Origin of the sequence: Microcoleus sp. Pol14D4, assembly GCF_036701245.1 — a bacterium.
Lineage (GTDB): Bacteria > Cyanobacteriota > Cyanobacteriia > Cyanobacteriales > Microcoleaceae > Microcoleus.
In genome coordinates, this window is record NZ_JAUBQM010000009.1 from 98,241 (window position 1) to 116,016 (window position 17,776).

General features: G+C 45.0%; 15 protein-coding genes and 1 pseudogene. 4 read left to right on the forward strand and 12 right to left on the reverse strand.

Features of this window, described 5'->3' with window-relative positions; translation table 11 throughout:
- Positions 1-20 precede the first annotated feature (20 nt).
- Complete coding sequence (locus tag QUA33_RS06475) at positions 21-632, reverse strand: Uma2 family endonuclease (protein ID WP_333147429.1); 612 nt, start codon at positions 630-632, stop codon at positions 21-23.
- Between the two features lie 128 nt (positions 633-760).
- On the opposite strand from QUA33_RS06475, the gene QUA33_RS06480 reads away from it, so the two are divergent.
- Positions 761-2,275 carry an NADH-quinone oxidoreductase subunit M gene (locus tag QUA33_RS06480; RefSeq protein WP_333147431.1) on the forward strand — a complete coding sequence of 505 codons (1,515 nt, stop codon included), beginning with the start codon at positions 761-763 and terminating at the stop codon, positions 2,273-2,275.
- 174 nt (positions 2,276-2,449) lie between these two features.
- Complete coding sequence (locus QUA33_RS06485) at positions 2,450-3,616, forward strand: CO2 hydration protein (protein ID WP_333147433.1); 1,167 nt, start codon at positions 2,450-2,452, stop codon at positions 3,614-3,616.
- A gap of 348 nt (positions 3,617-3,964) precedes the next feature.
- Here the strand turns inward: QUA33_RS06485 and QUA33_RS06490 are convergent, their stop codons facing one another.
- The 9 genes from QUA33_RS06490 to QUA33_RS06530 all read right to left on the reverse strand — a co-directional run bounded on the left by QUA33_RS06490 (position 3,965) and on the right by QUA33_RS06530 (position 13,780).
- Positions 3,965-4,684 (reverse strand): PHP domain-containing protein, encoded by a 720-nt coding sequence (locus QUA33_RS06490; RefSeq protein WP_333096956.1) that lies wholly within the window; start codon positions 4,682-4,684, stop codon positions 3,965-3,967.
- A 397-nt stretch (positions 4,685-5,081) separates the two neighbouring features.
- Positions 5,082-7,490, reverse strand: coding sequence for a bifunctional serine/threonine-protein kinase/ABC transporter substrate-binding protein (locus QUA33_RS06495; RefSeq protein WP_333147435.1), 2,409 nt, complete (start codon positions 7,488-7,490; stop codon positions 5,082-5,084).
- Positions 7,491-8,059: 569 nt separating this feature from the next.
- Positions 8,060-8,506: a hypothetical protein gene (locus QUA33_RS06500; protein WP_333147437.1), complete on the reverse strand. Its 447-nt coding sequence runs from the start codon at positions 8,504-8,506 to the stop codon at positions 8,060-8,062.
- Positions 8,467-8,811: a hypothetical protein gene (locus QUA33_RS06505; protein ID WP_333147439.1), complete on the reverse strand. Its 345-nt coding sequence runs from the start codon at positions 8,809-8,811 to the stop codon at positions 8,467-8,469. Before QUA33_RS06505 ends, QUA33_RS06500 begins: the two co-directional genes overlap by 40 nt.
- Positions 8,812-8,828: 17 nt before the next feature.
- Positions 8,829-10,154, reverse strand: coding sequence for a DUF2254 domain-containing protein (locus QUA33_RS06510; protein WP_333147441.1), 1,326 nt, complete (start codon positions 10,152-10,154; stop codon positions 8,829-8,831).
- Positions 10,151-11,155 carry a mechanosensitive ion channel family protein gene (locus QUA33_RS06515; protein WP_333147443.1) on the reverse strand — a complete coding sequence of 335 codons (1,005 nt, stop codon included), beginning with the start codon at positions 11,153-11,155 and terminating at the stop codon, positions 10,151-10,153. The genes QUA33_RS06510 and QUA33_RS06515 overlap by 4 nt, the downstream gene beginning before the upstream one ends.
- 170 nt (positions 11,156-11,325) lie before the next feature.
- A complete protein-coding gene (locus QUA33_RS06520; RefSeq protein WP_333147445.1) occupies positions 11,326-12,447 on the reverse strand; it encodes a hypothetical protein in 1,122 nt (373 codons plus the stop codon).
- Positions 12,448-12,461: 14 nt separating this feature from the next.
- Entirely contained in the window at positions 12,462-13,013 is a 552-nt protein-coding gene (locus tag QUA33_RS06525) for an SH3 domain-containing protein (protein WP_333147447.1), read from the reverse strand.
- Between the two features lie 155 nt (positions 13,014-13,168).
- Entirely contained in the window at positions 13,169-13,780 is a 612-nt protein-coding gene (locus tag QUA33_RS06530; RefSeq protein ID WP_333147449.1) for a hypothetical protein, read from the reverse strand.
- 553 nt (positions 13,781-14,333) lie between these two features.
- On the opposite strand from QUA33_RS06530, the gene QUA33_RS06535 reads away from it, so the two are divergent.
- Complete coding sequence (locus QUA33_RS06535; protein WP_333147451.1) at positions 14,334-15,254, forward strand: DUF2382 domain-containing protein; 921 nt, start codon at positions 14,334-14,336, stop codon at positions 15,252-15,254.
- Between the two features lie 50 nt (positions 15,255-15,304).
- The gene (locus tag QUA33_RS06540) at positions 15,305-16,270 is read left to right on the forward strand and encodes an S-layer homology domain-containing protein (RefSeq protein ID WP_333147453.1); all 966 of its coding nucleotides are present in this window, start codon (positions 15,305-15,307) and stop codon (positions 16,268-16,270) included.
- Positions 16,271-16,293: 23 nt separating this feature from the next.
- Here QUA33_RS06540 and QUA33_RS06545 read toward each other — a convergent pair whose 3' ends face one another.
- Together QUA33_RS06545 and QUA33_RS06550 are read right to left on the reverse strand one after the other, a co-directional pair.
- Entirely contained in the window at positions 16,294-17,478 is a 1,185-nt protein-coding gene (locus tag QUA33_RS06545; protein ID WP_333147455.1) for an alpha-amylase family glycosyl hydrolase, read from the reverse strand.
- 18 nt (positions 17,479-17,496) lie between these two features.
- A pseudogene (locus QUA33_RS06550) lies at positions 17,497-17,776 on the reverse strand (ISKra4 family transposase); the annotation flags it as partial.

Below are 17,776 nucleotides of genomic sequence, written 5' to 3' on the forward strand. Positions count from 1 at the left end.
CTTTTTTATTTGATCTAGTTTTACTCAAAATCGATCGGCCATAATTCGGTCACTGGAACTTCCCAACCGGGCAAAAGTTCGGGAATTGAAATCATGTCGCCGTCTCTCAATACAACTGGCTCTGCTTGGGGAGTGTAAATTGTTATTGTGCGCTTGTCTGGGTCGATTAATATTCCTACTTTTGCTCCAAGTTCGATAAATGATAAAATTTTTTCTCGCAGGGGTTTGAGGCGATCGGACTGAGATTTGATTTCTACAACTAAGTCGGGAACGAGTTCGGCAAAATACCTTTTAGTTTGTTTGAGGCGATCGGCTGTCACAAAAGAAACATCGGGTGCTGTAAGATTTGAATTGGGGAGAATAAACCCGCCGCTGGACTCAAACACTCGTCCGAGTTTGCGGGGTTTGACCCAGTTTAGTAAAAGTCTGACTAACTCTGCCCCAATTTCGCTCGATACAATGTCTGATGGGCCCATAATGATAATCTTCCCGTCTACGAGTTCTAATTGGTAGTCTAGATGCGCTTCGCAGAGTATACCTTGCAGTTGTTCCAAGTCGGCAACTGTTAGGCGGGTGGAAGGAGAACCGGATTTAATTTGCAAATCTTCTCGATCTGTAAGACTTGAGGTCATAGGAGGATTCTAGAGACATTTGAATCTATGTTAACAAGAAAATTAGCCGATCGCTTTTATATGTAGTTGCTTTGCGTTAATGTTAAATATAGCTCTAAATACTGTGTAACAAAGGAAAGTTTTAATTGATGCTCAGTGCTTTAATCTGGATACCAATGTTGGCTGCTGCCCTGATTGGGCTCTGGCCCGGTTCAGTGAGTTCTAAAATAGTTCGGAATGTCGCGATCGCCATTGCGGGTATAACTTTTATTCTCTCGGTGATTTTGGCATTTCAGTTTGATGCCAGTACCAGTCAGTTGCAGTTTGGGGAATTCATTCCTTGGATAGATGTTTTGGGATTGAATTACAATCTCGGCGTTGATGGTTTGGCTCTGCCTTTGGTAATTTTAAATACTCTGCTGACAGGAATAGCTATTTACGCTACGGATGAGTCGATCCGCAGACCTCGACTTTATTATTCTTTGATTCTGTTAATTAGTGGCGGCGTTACAGGGGCTTTTTTATCTCAAAATTTGCTGCTGTTTTTCCTGTTTTTTGAGGTAGAATTGATTCCGCTTTACCTGTTAATTGCGATTTGGGGAGGCGAGCGCCGAGGTTATGCTGCTACTAAGTTTTTAATCTATACTGCATTTGCGGGAATTGTGCTGCTGGCTGCTTTCTTGGGCACTGGTTGGCTTAGCGGTGCTTCGAGTTTCGATATTGTTGGTGCAGCGGGCGCATCGCATTTACAAGGAGGATTGCCATTGCCTTTGGTAAGGCAAATTGTTTTGCTGGCAGGGGTGTTGCTGGCTTTTGGAATTAAGATGCCTTTGGTGCCTTTTCATACTTGGCTGCCGGATGCTCACGTAGAAGCTTCGACGCCGATTTCGGTGCTGCTGGCGGGGGTGCTTTTGAAGCTGGGAACTTATGGGATGCTGCGTTTTGGTTTGGGTTTGTTTCCAGATGCGTGGGCGGTGGCGGCACCTTGGTTGGCGAGTTGGGCTGTGGTAAGCGTGCTTTACGGGGCGAGTTGCGCGATCGCCCAAAAAGATATGAAAAAAATTGTAGCTTACAGTTCGATCGCTCACATGGGCTACATTTTGTTAGCTAGCGCCGCAGCTACTCCGATTAGTATGTTGGGAACTGTTTTGCAAATGGTTAGCCACGGTTTAATTTCGGGGCTGCTATTTTTGAGTGTCGGCGTTGTTTACAAAAAATCCGGCACTCGGAACATCGATGTGCTCAAAGGTTTATTCAATCCCGACCGCGGTTTGCCGATGATTGGCAGTTTAATGATCCTCGGCGTGATGGCAAGTGCGGGGATTCCGGGTTTGGCTGGATTTATTGCGGAATTTTTGATATTCCGGGGCAGTTTGCCAGTGTTTCCGGTGCAAACTTTGCTCTGCATGATCGGGACTGGTTTAACTTCTGTTTACTTTTTAATTATGGTCAACCGCGCCTTTTTCGGCCGCCTTTCGGATGTGGTGGTAAATTTGCCGCAAGTCCGCTGGCGCGATCGCATTCCTTCGCTGATTTTAGCAATAATTATCGCCATCATGGGAGTGCAGCCGGGAGTTTTAGTTGCTTTGAGCGAAAAAACTGCGATCGGAATGGTAGCTAATGTGCCACCCCAAGTTAAAGTCATTGCTCAAAACTTGAAATAAAATATTCCATAGGTTCGTAGCATAGGACTAAAGTCCTATGGCAGTTTTCAATCCCATGAAATACAGCAGACGGCTGTAGGGACACGGCACTGGCCTGTCCCTACCTATTCCATTCATCAGTGTATCCGTGTTCAAATCCTTGTCGTGCCTTCCTTCAATTAAGGTTCAATAAAAATGAAAAGTACCGTATTAAAACCCTCTTCCCATCCCCTGGCCGCATACATTGACCTTTTAGAATCAGGCAAAGCTTTACTGCCTGATTCTACGGAAAATGTAGTTGAAGTTGTCGGCGTGCTGAAAAGTTATGGTATTGTTTTAGATGCCTATTCTCGCAATCTCAATTATATTGCAGAAGAACAGTTTTTAGTGCTTTTCCCATTTTTTAAATATTTCAACGGAGATGTGACCGTGCCCAAATTAATGCGCTATTTATGGCACGATCGCATAAATTTTGAGTATGCTGAGTATTGCATGAGAACAATGCTTTGGCACGGCGGCGGCGGTTTGGACAGTTATTTGGATTCCCCGGAATTTAGCAGTTTGGTCGAAAAGGCGATCGCTGCTAAGCTGAAAGGCAATTTTTTCATGCAGGGACTCAACAAAGCATTTCCTGATTTTTTGCCTGAACAAGTGCGGATGCTGGCTTACTACACAGGTCTCGGTCAGTTTTGGCGGGTAATGAGCGATTTGTTCATAGACTTATCTGATTCCTACGAAGCCGGGAAAATTAAGTCGATCGCAGACGTAGTTGATTTTGTCTTAGCAGGTTTGGTTAGCGGCGCTAGTTTGCCAATTACCTACAGCGTCAAGATTGGCGGTCAAGTCTACGATATCATTCCGGCCTCGGCTAACTTAACATTTTTACCAGATGTAGCAGTGCCTTATGTAGAATCAATTTTCTTTCGGGGCACTGCGTTTTTTGGTACAGTTTCCTACAACGCTCAAGCTCATCAAATCCCGGAAGAACAAAGAGAATTTGCCTACGGGGCTTTGTTTGCTGACCCTTTACCGATTGGAGGTGCAGGGATTCCGCCAACTCAATTGATGCAAGATATGCGTCATTATTTGCCGGAGTATTTGCACGAAGTTTATCGCACTAGCTGTCGCGGCGAAGACGATGTGCGGGTGCAAATTTGTCAGAGTTTTCAAAAGTCGATGTTTTGCGTGACGACGGCGACTATTTTGGGTTTAGCACCTCATCCAATGAATACCTCAGATCCAGAGGAAAAAAAGGCTAATCGGGCTTATTTGGAAGGTTGGATGGATCGATTTGGGAATTCTCGCTTGGATTGGGCAAATCAGCCAACTAACCGGGCCTGTCAGTTGTTCCCAGAACGGTAGAAGGGCGACTGGTTTTTAGGGTGCAATGTCTCTCGGAGTTGCAACCATATTACCTGGTTTGGCAATTGCTTTCTTTTGGAAGGCGAAAGCTCGTCGTGGCGATCGAAATGATATCACCTCCCGTCAAATAGCCGTTATAAGGAAAGTAGTGAAAGCTTCAGTTCACAGACTTTTATGAGGACTGAAGTCCTCACTACCAAACAATTTTATAGTAGTCATTTTAGCGGACATAATATGACCTGATAAACTGTTTGTTTTCGACTCATTGTGATTGCTTTCATCAGAAATATATCCGCTAACCCTTATACTGGTAATGACAGGATAAAGCACTTCTTATTTCCGAACTATCTAGATTCGGACTAGAAGACTCAGGCCGTGAGAGTCGGTGCCACAAGTTCCCAACAAACCATAAGTTTCTGCTAACTCTTTGACTAAAGCAGTTTGTATGGGACTGGGTTTCCAAGGATTGGGATTACCGTAAGCATAGTAAATTTCTACACCGTCAATGCCGAAACGGGCTGCTTCTGGGATTAGTTTATCTGCAGTCGATCGATACCGGCAAGGATGTGCGAGAACTGCTAAACCTCCTGCTTCATGAATAGCTTCAATTACCCTGGCTGCTGAATAACAATAAGTGCCTTCAGTGCTTTTACCTCGTAGGTATGGTTTGAGACTGGGATGTTGCGGATTGAAGGCGTAACCGAGTATGTGTACCTCATTGTTGAGCAATTCGGCATTAATTTCAGCGCCTGTCCAGAGACTGGGTGCTTCGCTATTTTTGTCGGGATGGTTTAATTTCCAATTGTCCAGCCAAATTTGAGCTTTAACGTAGCCTTGGGTGCTGTGGTGGTCGGTGATAGCTAAGCCTTTGAGACCTCCGGCTATGGCTTGTTCCATCAATTTCTCTGGCTGCAATCGCCCGTCGGAGTAGACTGTGTGCATATGAAAATTATAGGAACCCGGACAGCTATCGGCATCAATTGTCTGGAAGACTTGTTTGAGTGCTGAGATATTCTGTGGTTCTGGTTTGAGACTAGAACTTGTTGGGGAAGCGAGATTGACAGCCATAAGCGTTATTATAGAAAAAACTAACCTTGTTTAATATATCTAATAAATTGATATGTTGCACCTGTGACAATAGTCGGCTGTAAGATTGAAACATCTGGCGGATTGTTGCGTTCGGCACACGATATCAATTCACTCGCACATCTTGCACAATTCTCTATCCAGGATTTTATCGTCGGGTGGGGGCGGGTTTATGAGATTTTTGGTTTTAGGCAATTATTTTTGGTAAAACTCGTCCCGGACCGTTTGTTGACAATCCCACAAGATATCAATTACTCCCACATATTGCATCATGCTTAACAACGCTTTTCGGCCTGTTCCACAAAGAGTAATTTTTCTTGCGGGCTGGGCATCCTGCCAGCCCTTGAAAGGTTTGTTGACAATGCCACAACATATCAATTCAATCGCACTTTAAACCTGCAGCTGCAGCGGTGGGAAATTCGATAGGCACAAAGGTAACGCCATATGTTGTTGTAGAACAGGGTACAATATGCGCTACTCGTTTGGGAGGATTTTTCCGATTTCCAGTCTTTGAGTCAAACTCAATTATACCCGTGGCTCCCTCGGCTTTAAAGTTTGGATCTGCTAAGGTTTTTTGCATTCCTTCGCGAGTGGGTTGTGCCTGCATTTCTAGCGCTTTAATCAGCGTCCGGGCGGCGTCGTAGGTTAAGGCCGATCGAGTATTCACCGGGCCTCCCCATAATTTTTCCGCGTTTATAGGAAACTTTTTGTCAAAGCTTGCTAGCGGATGCCAAAACAGGGATATTCCTAGTTTTTCAATAGACTTTAGCTCTTTTGCTACTTCTAACGTTCTCGGCTCGTACAGAGTCCAGGGCCCGACAATCCAATTGCGATCGGCGTTAGCTTTAATCATTTCGATCGCATTTTCTAGGGAATTAGTGACTTGACCGTCGGGAATGACAAGTAAGGCTGTTTTTCCTGCTTTCTCAACTTCTTTGATTGCTGCTTCGGCGTTAAAATTATTTTTAGATAAATCGTAATAATTACTTAGCCTAAAAGTCGAGCCTCCTTTTGCTTTAAATTGCTTTTTGAATTCTTCCCACAAAGAAGCGCTGAACGGACTGTTGGGATTGTAAAATACTGCAACTTTTTTCTCATCGACCAAGAACAGTTGATTTACTAAAGCTTCAGCTTCTATGCTAGTTGTCGGAGCCGTGCGAAAGAAAAATTTTCGCGGTTTTCGCGTCAGTTCTTCTGTGGTGCTTCCCGGAGAAATGGCGATTAGTTGATTTTGATTGTAAATATCTACTGTTTCCACAGTCATGTCACTGGTGTAGTGTCCGATGACTGCTAAAATATCGGGCTGGGCGACCAGTGAATTAGCCCTTTGGACGGCGTAAGATTTGATATTTCCGTCATCAGTAATGATGACTTTGAGACCTTTGTTTTTAATAGCTTTTGGTTCGAGAAATCCTTGACCGGGAAAATCTTTATTGCTGCTGTCATTGGGTGTGATGAGACTTAAATTAACTTCGGTTTGAGCTTGAGCAATACCGCGCAGCAGTTCTTCGGCTAAATTTGCGTTGAGAATGCTGCCGTCCTGATTGCGGCGGATAGGAACAACAATTGCGATCGTGTAATATTCTGCATTTATTGCCTTCAGCAAAGCATTGTTGATGTAAATTAAAGTTTCTGGATCTCTGCGGTCTTCCCGCCAGGACTGTTTGAGCAATTTTAAAGCTTCGGGATAATTTGAGTCGGCAAACTCATTGATTCCCCTTTGTTTTGACCACAGGGCGGAGGTTTGCACTAAGAGTTTTTCGCCGGAACTTACACCATCGGCGGAGGGTGTAGGCAACGTTGGTTGCGGAGAAATTCTGGGGATTAAAAATACGATCGCCCCAAAAGCCGCGATTCCCGCAACAGCTAAGAGCAGCCAGCAAAAGCCCGATCGCAACTTCCGCGAAGTTTTGGGTAAATCGGGCCGTGCGACGATCGACAAATCCAAATCTTGCAAAACTTCATCCACAGATTGGTAGCGGTCTTGAAAGTGGAAACGCACCATCTTGGTTAAAATATTTTTGAGCTTGTCGCTAACTTGTACCGCAGGACGATCGGGCGTCGAGTAATCCCAGACAATTTCCCCAGTTTCGGGGTCTTGCGGCAGATTGGTGGGACGTTGCCCGGTGAGAGCTTGGATGGCGATAATTCCGAGAGCGTAAATGTCGTTGTAGGGTTGCGGGAGAGAGCGCGGATTGTATTGTTCGGCCGGCATATAACCGCTGGTGCCGATCGCCTGAGATGTGAATATTTCACCTGTAGAGTTAGAAGTAAAAGTGCTGATTTCTTTGACAGCCCCAAAATCAATTAAAACAATTTTTTTATCGGTTTCGCGCCGAATTAAGTTAGCCGGTGTAATATCGCGATGAATTATATTTTCTTGGTGGACACATTTTAATATTTCTAGAACTTGCCGCAACAGAGCAACGGTTTTTTTCTCATTCCACCGATCGCCCGCAGTTAGTTCTTTACAGAGGGGATGTCCTTCAACGTATTCTTGAACTAAATAAAAACAATCGTTTTCTTCAAAGCGATCGAATAATTCCGGAATGCACGAGTTTTGCCCGAGACGGTGCAAAGCGCTAGCTTCCCTTTCAAACCGCCTCCTTGCCATCTCCAAGACGCGCGGATCGTTCGATGAGGGAAAAGAAATTTCTTTAACAACGCACAGAGGATTATTAGGTTTGTTTATTTGTGCAGCCGTGTAGGTTCTAGCAAACCCTCCCTGTCCCAACAAAGCGATAATTTGGTAGCTTTCGTGCAGGATATGCCCTGATTCGAGACACATAAATTTTTCAATACCTCTTGAGTGGCTGCGGTCTTTAATGTTAATTATAGGGACTTAAACAAAAAATTAGTCCCTCTGATGGTAAAATCCATTGTAGTGTAGTTGGCGCTTCCACGTCGCCAAAATCTCATCAAGGAAACAAGTCCCACCGCCATACCCCCATGCGTCGATAAATGGTGTGGTTGCGAGAGACAATGTTTTTACCCACAAGTCGCAAAAAACGGGGTTCACCCTAATCATAGAGCACTCAGGTAAGGGCGAAAAAGTGACTCTTTAACTGCAAGATTTGGCAGACAATATATGGCGTGAAATCGCCAAAACTGATAAGGGGGTATTTTTAGTAACTAAACATTTATATGATGGAGTAAAAAGTCTGTCATTAGATGTAAGCTTTTAAGCATTTAAACTATGAGCAGAGCTTTACATTTTAAAGTTAAGACTGTTAATACCGTCGCATTTGATAGCAGTACTCGGAAAAATTATCCCCGTAATTTTAAGCGGCGCCGGGAAGAAGGATTGGCTCCTTCTAATCGTTTTAAGCTAGAAGGTTTTGGCTTCACTTGATTCCTCTACAAAGCCAATAAAAGAGCGGTGTAAATTCCAGCACCAAGAGCAAATGCCCAAAACCGACTTTCTCGTTCCTCTGGCAATTCTTCTTTGAGGACGTTGAGAACAATTCCTCCGGCTAAAAAAGCAAATAAAACTGCGATCGCAGTTTTTCCAATTTCTGTAGCGCTACCCAACACCCACCCCACAATAATAGCTGCTGCTAGTATCCAGCGTCCGATGCGGTCATAAATATGCTTGTGGTGTTCCCACAAACCAGAGTCGTTCACTGCAAAGTGCAGTGCCATTGCACAAGAAAACAACAGCAGATTGGTAAAGCCTGGTTGTTCCCGATGCAGCAGCAGATAGCCAATCAGAGCATTGTAGATTGAAAAAGAGGCAATGTGCAACCAAAAAACACCAAGACTGGTCACATCATCTTCGCCACGCTGACGAGATAAGTTTGCCATTTGCTCCAGGCGTAAAATACAGTCAATCCTAACAAAGCTATTAAATAAACGTGGTGTTCTAGATAGGAAATAACTCCTGCTTCTACTTGCTCTAATACCGCTTGGTGCTGATTTAGTTCCGGTAAAATATGCACAAAAACATAAGCTACCGAAACCTCACCCGCCGCTGAAAGCCAGCCACTGCGAGGAATAGGTGCAAACCGCAACTTTCCGGAAAATAAATGTGTCAGCCCTAAACCAATGGCAATCAGCGCGGTTAAAGCTAAAGTATTAGGAGCCGAGCGTAAAGCTGCTGTTATTACCATAGTTCTGCTTAACCAAATTAATCCTGTCCTAAAGCTTTAATGACTTGGTGATACCGCTTTTGCACATCTTTCTGGTCTTGCTCTTGAGAGATTTGTTCGCCGCTACTATTTAAAATCATCTCCGCCTGACGGCGTAAAGCTTCTCGTTGTTTGGAATTGCGGGTGTAAGTGGCGATGCAAGCTATAGCTTCCAATAAGCGAATTGTTACCGCCACATCTGATTTACTGTACTGGCGAATTTGGTTAAAGGCAGCATCGACTAACCCTTCAAACGTCACTCCTTCAACAATGACGCGCAAATTTTCTTCATCGTCGTAGCGATACGGCGAGGGAAACTCCCTTTGAGCGAGGCGGGATAATCCGGCGCTGAGTCGATCGATACACCGAATCGCAGTAAACGGATCGTTGATACCAGGAGAAATCGCACGCAAGGCGATTTCAACTAACTGATCGATGGGAAATTCTACATCTTGATATTCAGTCCGTTCTTTGCCCAGAATAAAAGCATCGTTAATCTGTTGGTTCAGGCTTTGATTCACCTGTTTTTGGGGGAAAACCATCGCTAAATCGCTGCCCTTGACGATAAACTTTCCCGGTCTAGTTGTAAGACGTACAAGCAGATTGTACTGACGGGCAATTTTCATTAATTCGTCGTTATCGATTGCTTGCAAATAACCCTCACCAGTAGCTTTGACTGGACTTGCTTCCGAGTCAAAATTTGCCGGAATTTCTCCCCCTTGTCGCGAGTTGTTCGCTTTACCTTCTCCGATTTTTTCGGGAAACAGACGATCTAGAGCTTTGTCTAAATCGCCACTAACCTGAGTAATTACATGGGACGCTTGAATAATGGTTGATGCGTGATGGATAAAGTAAATCAGTACGCCGATACTGGCAATTGCCAATCCGGTACCAACTGTAACCGAGAGTTGGGGTACAAAGAGACTGTATCCTTCTCCTTCTGCATGAATGGTTCGCAGTACGAGTAAACAGTAAATAAACGTGGCAATGAAGGTGCCAAGCACGATTTGATTGCCCGTATCCTGCATAAAATTACGCAGCAATCGCGGACCAAAATTTGAGCTCGCCAACTGAAGCGCCACAATAGTAATCGAAAAAGCTGTAGCAACAACGCTGACCATTGAACCGGCAACCGATGAAAGAACCGATCGCGCACCATCGGCTCCACCCGTGTAAATCCACCTCCAGTTTGGTATATTACCCGTGCGGTCAAGTGTCAGCATGGCGATCGCCAAAATCATCGACCCCAGCGCCATCAAGGTTGGGATAAACCAGTAGCTAGAGTGCAGCGAGTCCCAAAGTTTGCTTAATTTGACATTTTTCATGAGTTGTGGTGGGGTGGCGATTGCCCGTTGCCATCTTGTTGCGATCGCACTTCAATGAGTTTTTGCAGAGAACCGCTGATGCTGCGGGGTTTAGGAACTTCGCCACTACCAGCGGGCCATCCTTCGCGTTGACGTTTGCGATCGCCATCCGTCTCTTCGGTTTGGTCGTGAAACAAAATTTGCTGCGTAGGAAAGGGCAAGTCGATGCCATTGGCAGTCAGCTTTTCCTTAATTGCAGAAAGTACCTTGTCCCGCGATCGCAGATCGTCAAGTCGTCGCGGCGGAGCAATCCACCATCGAGCGCGGATATTGACGGTACTTCCTGCAAGTTCCATCAACAGCACGTCAGGAGCAGGGTCATCCAAAACCTCATCCACACTGTGCAGGGCTTCCATCATTAACTGCTTGGCTCGGTCAATATTATCGCCGTAGCCGATACCAACGTCGTATTCCATCCGGCGTTTCTCAAAGGCGGTATTCACAGTAACAGAATTGGTGAACAATTCCGCATTGGGAATTACAATCCGGCGACCATCATAGGTTCTAATTGTTGTAGCGCGAGTTTCAATATTTTCTACCGTTCCCTCAAAGTTTTTAAACACAATCTGGTCATCGATTTGGAACGGTTCCGTCAAAAGAATTAGGATACCAGCTAGGAAGTTTTGTAAGATATCGCGAAAGGCGAAACCAATTGCTACCCCGCTAATTCCCAGCAGTTGCACCAAATCGCCTGCTTTAAATGTGGGAATTACAATCGACAAGGCAATAAACAGACCAACCAGAACAGTAATACCCTGCGCTAACCTTCCCAACACCAGTCCCAAATTCCGGGATTGGCGGTGGTTGCGAGTAAGCCGCCTGACCGCTCTTTTAATTGACCTCCCAACAAAGAAAAAGATTCCGAAAACAAGGAACGCTAGTACCATATTAGGCAGCAGGACAATGAAGTCATTGATCATGCTCTCAATCTTGTCCCAGACTCCGGATATTTCTGCTCTCATAAAACTTCCTCTTGCATCACTCATTATTGATAGTATTAAAATTAGCCCTGTCAAACTCTATCTTAAGGCTGTAAATTACTTTAACGTGAGGCTAATTTAGGACTTACACAGCCACAGTAAATATTGGGGATGTTTCGTTACGCAGAAAGCTAACACACCAACAATTTTTTTCAAGGGGATATCGAAGCCACATCTTGACTGTTGAGTTTTTGTGCGATCGCATCCAGCACCCTCTGTTCTGCTTCGGAAAGCTCTCCGCTACTTTCGGCAATGCGACGGCATTGAGCTAATAGGGGTACTGCAAAGTCGGGGTTAAGTTGCTCTAACAATGCACCCAATGGTTTGGGGGACTTGATGTTAGCAGCAATCCTTTTGAGAGAATCGGCATTTAATTGCAATGCCTTCAATTCTGGCAGAATATCTTCCCAGTTTTTGTTGGGATAAGTTGCCAAAATCATGTGAACCATAATTTGATCCATCCCTGCTTGCTGCCCGATCGCCACATCGAGATATTTCTCGCTTTGTTGCTGAATTGCTTGCAGCGTTTCGGTTGCAGGTTCTTCAGTCTCTTCCCTCACTTTGGCTTCGTAAAACTGGCGCGCCGCATATCCCAGCGCGTACAGCATCGTAGCATTCGTACTCGCACCAATCATCGCGCCAGCCAGCGGTACGTTGCGTAAAAAGCCCAAACCAGCTTTCATTGCGTTGCTACCGCCTAGCGCTAACCCAAAAATTGCCAAAACCTCGCCTTTTCGGGCTGGCTGTTGCAAATCCATCCCATAAGTGGCGGCAATTTCATAAACCATTTCGGTTTGAATTGCAGTAGTCGCGGCTAAATCGATCGCCAGCAGTGCAGCCGCGACACCGGGTAAAATGCTGCTAGCAAATCCGACACCACCGGCGCGGATCGCTTTTTCCACCATAATGCGATGGGCAATTTCGCTGGGATCTTCATTGGGATACTTTTGTTGGAGTTCCTTGACTTGAGCTTCGGCTTTGGCTAAGTCGATGCGATCGCTGACCCCAACTAACCAATCAAGCCTGAGTAACCCTGCCACTGGTTTAACAAAGGGAAGATTGCCAACATAAGTTACCGCATCTCCGGTTCCTTGCGTCGCTTGTCCAATCAATCGATAAGTTTGTTTAGCAGCAGCTTCCCCCCAATCAACTGCTGTGTCAACAACCGCTTTGCCTGTATTCAGTGCAGATTCTGTTGTCTCGGCAATGAAATTTAACAAACCAGGTTTTTGCTGTGAATTAGTTTCTTTTTTTGGGTTTGATTGGTCATCCATCACTGTTTTTTCAATTAACTACAATACGCCAGGTTTTCAGCTTGGACGTAGCCTCTCAGAGGCACTGTAATCGGCACCCAACCATCTGTTCCTATACTTTCAATCGTCACTCTTCGTCCATTCGCGACGACTCCAACGCTTTCCCCATCAGTGGAAGGTGCTTGATATACGTTAATTCCTCTGGCGGCTGCAACTTGGCGGCAGTTAGTAGGAGGCGGGGGAGTTGCCACTTCACACATTCCGAGAAAACCACCATATACGTAGCCTTGTATCGGGGCTGTAATTGGTACCCAGCCATTCTCACCAAGATTTTGAATCGTCACATTTCGTGCGGAATCGATGATCCCAACCGCTTCGCTGTTAGCCGTCGGTTGTCGCCGAACCTTAAGACCATTCCTCGCAATAACCTGGCGACAGCTATCCGGTACTTGCGCTAATAAAGATTCACCTTGAATCTGTGTTTTATTTGTATCAGCGGCGAACGAGGGAGCAACTAAAACCGTTGCCGTTAACAAGATCGAACTTGTTAACCTTGTATATTTTTGCCAGATCCTCTGCTCTTGCATCGCTTTATCTCCTTTTAAATCTCTATGCCAAAACCTTAGAAAAGGTTTTTAGCTCGTTCATCTTCTCCAAGAAAGGATGAATCATCATCCCAATGGTATAAAATCATTCGACTCGCTGCTGTGCTTGTTGAATTTTCAGGTTTTATCATCGCTAATCAAGCATAAACGCGAGGTTTGCGAGCGCCAACAGCAGCACCAATCATTGCCGCTGCCAAACTCAGCAAAGAGCCAAGTAGAAATGACCAAGTAGCTTTAGCTGTATTACCAGCTATATCGCGAACTTGATTTTGGTCTACATTTGGCGCTTGATTCGGTATATTAACGCCGCCCTGTTGTTGTACTTGATTGGCAATTTCTCCAGCATTAGCAGCAGCAGCGCCAACAGCACCCGATATCCCGCTTCCTAATAACCAAGCACTAAGTGCTAATGTAGTTCCCCAAAGAATTGCTGCATTCAAAAATGCTGTTTTCTTGGTCATCGGACCGCAGCTTTGAGCCATCACCCAACCGCCCAAAAATAGGGAAATCAGCAAACTGATAATCGACCAAATTACGACCCCAATACCAACGGAACCTGCATCCGCCTCTGTTGCACCTGCGGTTAATCCGATCGCCATTGCCAAAGCGCTTAAAATTAGTTGAGTACCCAGAGCGATCGCAATTCCTGCCAAAATTGGCCCCCACCTCACTTGGTCGTGGTAATCCACCGACGGATTGACGATTGTAGGCTCAGTGAGTTCACTGCCCGATCGATCTGGATAAGTCATAAAAGATTAACCCCTGCGTTACGCGATCATTTTTTTTCTTGAAGGTAATTTAATTTTACTTAATTATCATTACCAGAATATCTACCGATGGGCCTAATATTTTTAATTTGAAAATTTTAAATATCAAAAGTAGTAATTTCGTTCATAAACCGAAATCTCATTCAGAAAAAACCCCCCAGCAGCTAGTTATAGATGTCCTTAATTTTGTAGGCTCTCCCGTAGTAGACGTGATAAGAAAACCTGATAAAACGTTGTGAGAGCTTAGCTTGTGGCATAAAAGTTGTAGGTTGGGACCCTTAGAACGAAAGCCAACTTGTTAGCCTGAGATAGTTGGGTAACGCTATGCTCAACCCAACCTACGAATAATTAGATAAATTTATCATTTTCAGGACAAGAGAGCTAAATTCATCTACCTAAAGATAGAAAAATCTAAAAAGATATCGCTATCTTGACGATATTCAATTTGCTGAATCATTCATAAGAAGGAAGTAGGAGAACTGATATCTATCTAAAGTAAGTACACAAGTTGATGTAGATAGTACAGGAAACAACAATGTTACTTTACAAAATTGAGGATTTTAATCCCAACTACCGCCAAGCAGCTTTTGATGACGACGATATCAAAGGGGCGGAAGTGTATGCCGGAAATACCGATGATAAAATGGGCACGATCGATACTGTGCTGGTAGATGAGACAGGACGTTTCCGCTATTTTGTGGTAGAGACTGGTTCTTGGATTTTTGGCAAAAAAGTTTTACTTCCCATCGCTCTTTGTCGCGTTGATTTTAAGGGGCGGCGCGTTTACGCTACAGGTTTGCAGAGTAAAGACCAAGTGGAAAAACTACCCAGGTATGAGCATGGGACGGCAGTTGATTACGATTATGAAGAACAAGTGCGGGGTATTTATCGTACTTCAACCGTAGAAGCGTCTGTACCAGTAGAAGCATCATTACCTTTAGAAGGGCCTGTTCCAGTTTCGAGAACGCATTCTGTCTCGCCTCAAGCTCGTAATGCTGCTTATGACCGGGATACCTATACTTACGAGCGAGAGCCCCAATTGTATCAGATGAACGAAGAGGATCATCAAAAACTCAAACTGTACGAAGAACGATTAGTTGCAGATAAAACCCGTCGCAAAACAGGCGAGGTAATAATTGGCAAACAAGTTGAAACCAAAACGGTACAACTGGAAGTTCCTGTAGAAAAAGAGCGAGTTGTGATTGAGCACACAACTCCAGAATATGCAGGGAGTCGAGTAACTCCAGATACCGCCTTCAAGCAAGAAGAAATGGCACATTTGGATATCTACGAAGAAAGTGTGGATATCAAAAAGCAAGCGTTCGTGCGCGAGGAAGTGCAAGTCAGAAAAGAAGTTGAGCAAGATACGGTTGAGGCAACAGACACAGTACGTCGCGAAGAGTTAGATGTAAAAACAGAATGGGAATCGGATCGAAAAAAAAGTAATCCGCTTTAACTAAGGCAAATAGTCTGGTTAAAAATGCAAAAATCAGGAGGAAGTTTATCATGTCTAATCGCAGGCATTTACCGTCAATCAGCGTAGCCTTTTTAGCTTTAGCCGTTAGTGTCAGTGGCACTGGCTTTGTGCTAAGTTCCCAGCAAGTTGCTGCTCAACAAGCTAAATCGAAATTTCCTGATGTACCGCCGAATTATTGGGCGCGTCCGTTTATTGATTCCTTAGCTGAAAAAGACATTGTTACCGGATATCTAGACGGAACTTTTAGACCCAAACAGGCTGTGGACCGGGATGAATTTTCGGCGATGATCCGCCAAGCTTTTAATCGAGCAAGCGTTAGAAAGATACCGAGTGGAAGTTACTTTAAGGATGTGCCTCAAAACTATTGGGCAGAAACTCCGATTAAAGAAGCTTATGAAGCGGGATTTATGAATGATTTTCCCGGAAATGAGTTTCGTCCGAAGCAGCCCTTGACTAAGGCACAAGCATTAGTTGTGTTAATGAGGGGTTTAAATATGGATTACAATCCGGCTGTTGTCAAAACCGATCGAGCGGCTGCAACTCCAGCAAGCCCAACCCCAGTAAATAAACGTCGAATTGCTAGGAACCGTTTGGCATTTCCCCTCGCAGCGACTGTTTTGATGCAGCCGTTATTACCTGTAGTGGCAAGACAGCAGCCTGTGGCTGCGCCCGCACCTAAATCGGCTAAGACTGTTCCACCAACAACGACAAAAGCTGCAACTGCGCCTACTAAAAATTCGGCATTAAATTTTCTCAATTCGTACTACAAAGATGCCGAGAAACTTCCTAAATATGCGGTTGAGCCAGTGGCAGCAGCGACAAAGGCAAAGATAGTGGTCAACTATCCAGATCCTAGAGTTCTTAATCCGAACGAGTTTCTCAGTCGGGGTAGTGCTACTGCCCTAATTCATCAAGCTTTGGTCAATCTAGGTCAGATAGAACCGCTTCCTGAGAAGGATAGTGCTAAGTACATTCCTGAGAGCCCACGTCGCTAGTTCTCCCATCAACCTTAACTTTTTTACCCCTGGATTCGATTGACTCGGAACCAGCGATAGCCGTACGCTTCTAAGGGAATAGAGGGCGAGTCGGCATCGAGAGATTCATAGAGCCGATCGCCAAATAAATCGCACAGATGGCTGTATTCGTTAGATTTGAGCGTAGCGGTACAAGGCTTGTCGGCTAGATTGTGGACAGCAATCACCGTCGTGCCTTCCCAGTCGCAGCAGTGGGCTAACACCGAGGGAGAGTCGGTTTCCAGAATTTGCCACTTGCCCCTACCCAACTCAGGACATTGCTTGCGGATGCTGATTGCACGTTCCATCCAGTTAATTAATGAGCCCGAATCGCGCTGGGCTGCGGCGACATTGACTTGTTTGTAACCGTATTCTCCGTGGGCGATCGCAGGTCTGGCAAGAGCATCAGTTGCAGCCGTCGAGAAGCCACCATTCGGTGCATCTGACCATTGCATCACCGTGCGGACGCTGTCTCGACCTTCCAGCGAAAGGTCATCCCCCATGCCAATTTCTTCGCCATAGCGCAGCATGGGTGTACCAGGCAGGGTCAAAAGCAAACTGTAGACCAGTTCAATCCGGTGGCGGTCACCTCCCATCATCGGTGGTAAGCGGCGACGAATCCCGCGCCCGAAAATTTGCATCGTTTCATCAGGGGCAAATGCTGCAAAAATTTCCTCTCGTTCCGATGAAGTAATGCGATCTAGCGTCAGTTCATCGTGGTGGCGCACAAAATTAAGCCACTGACAAATATCAGGAATATCCGGTAAGGTTTTTAGTCCATCGCGCAATGCTGTGGATTCTTGACGCGCCAGGGCCAAAAACAGATGCTGGTTCAGCAAAAAGTTGAACAGGATGTGCATTCTGTCGCCCTTAGCAAAGTAGATAGAAATTTGATCGCGATCGACATTTGCTTCTGCCAGCAACACAGCATGACCCTGACGCGACGACACAAACTCTCTCATTTCTTCCAAGAAACATTGCAGGTTTTCGGCGTCTGCACCTTCGATGCCAATTCCTTTAATTAAAAAGGGAACAGCATCAATGCGAAATCCAGACACGCCCAGTTCTAGCCAGAAACCCATAATTTTGCAGATTTCTTCTCGTACCGCCGGATTGGCAATATTCAAATCTGGCTGTTCCTTGTAGAAGTGATGCAAATAGTAAGCGTTTGCTTGTTCGTCGGGGTGCATCTCAGTTTGGCAAATACATCAAAGTGAAAGTTGACCGTTGAGATAAGCACAGCGAAGAGCAAGGATAGACGAAACGTTCTCAATATTCCATTGTGCTCCCGATATTTTTACCCTTAATCCAATGCGTTTAATTATTGATTCAATTGTTCCCGAACCAATCGAACTTATGGATTCTTCTTTGTAGTATTGGTAATTTACTATTCGGCAGCGATGAGTTTCTCAATAATTGCAAAACGTTTTAAATGCTTGACCTTTAAAGTTTTTAAATATTTTTATAACTTCATCAACTTTGCCTTTC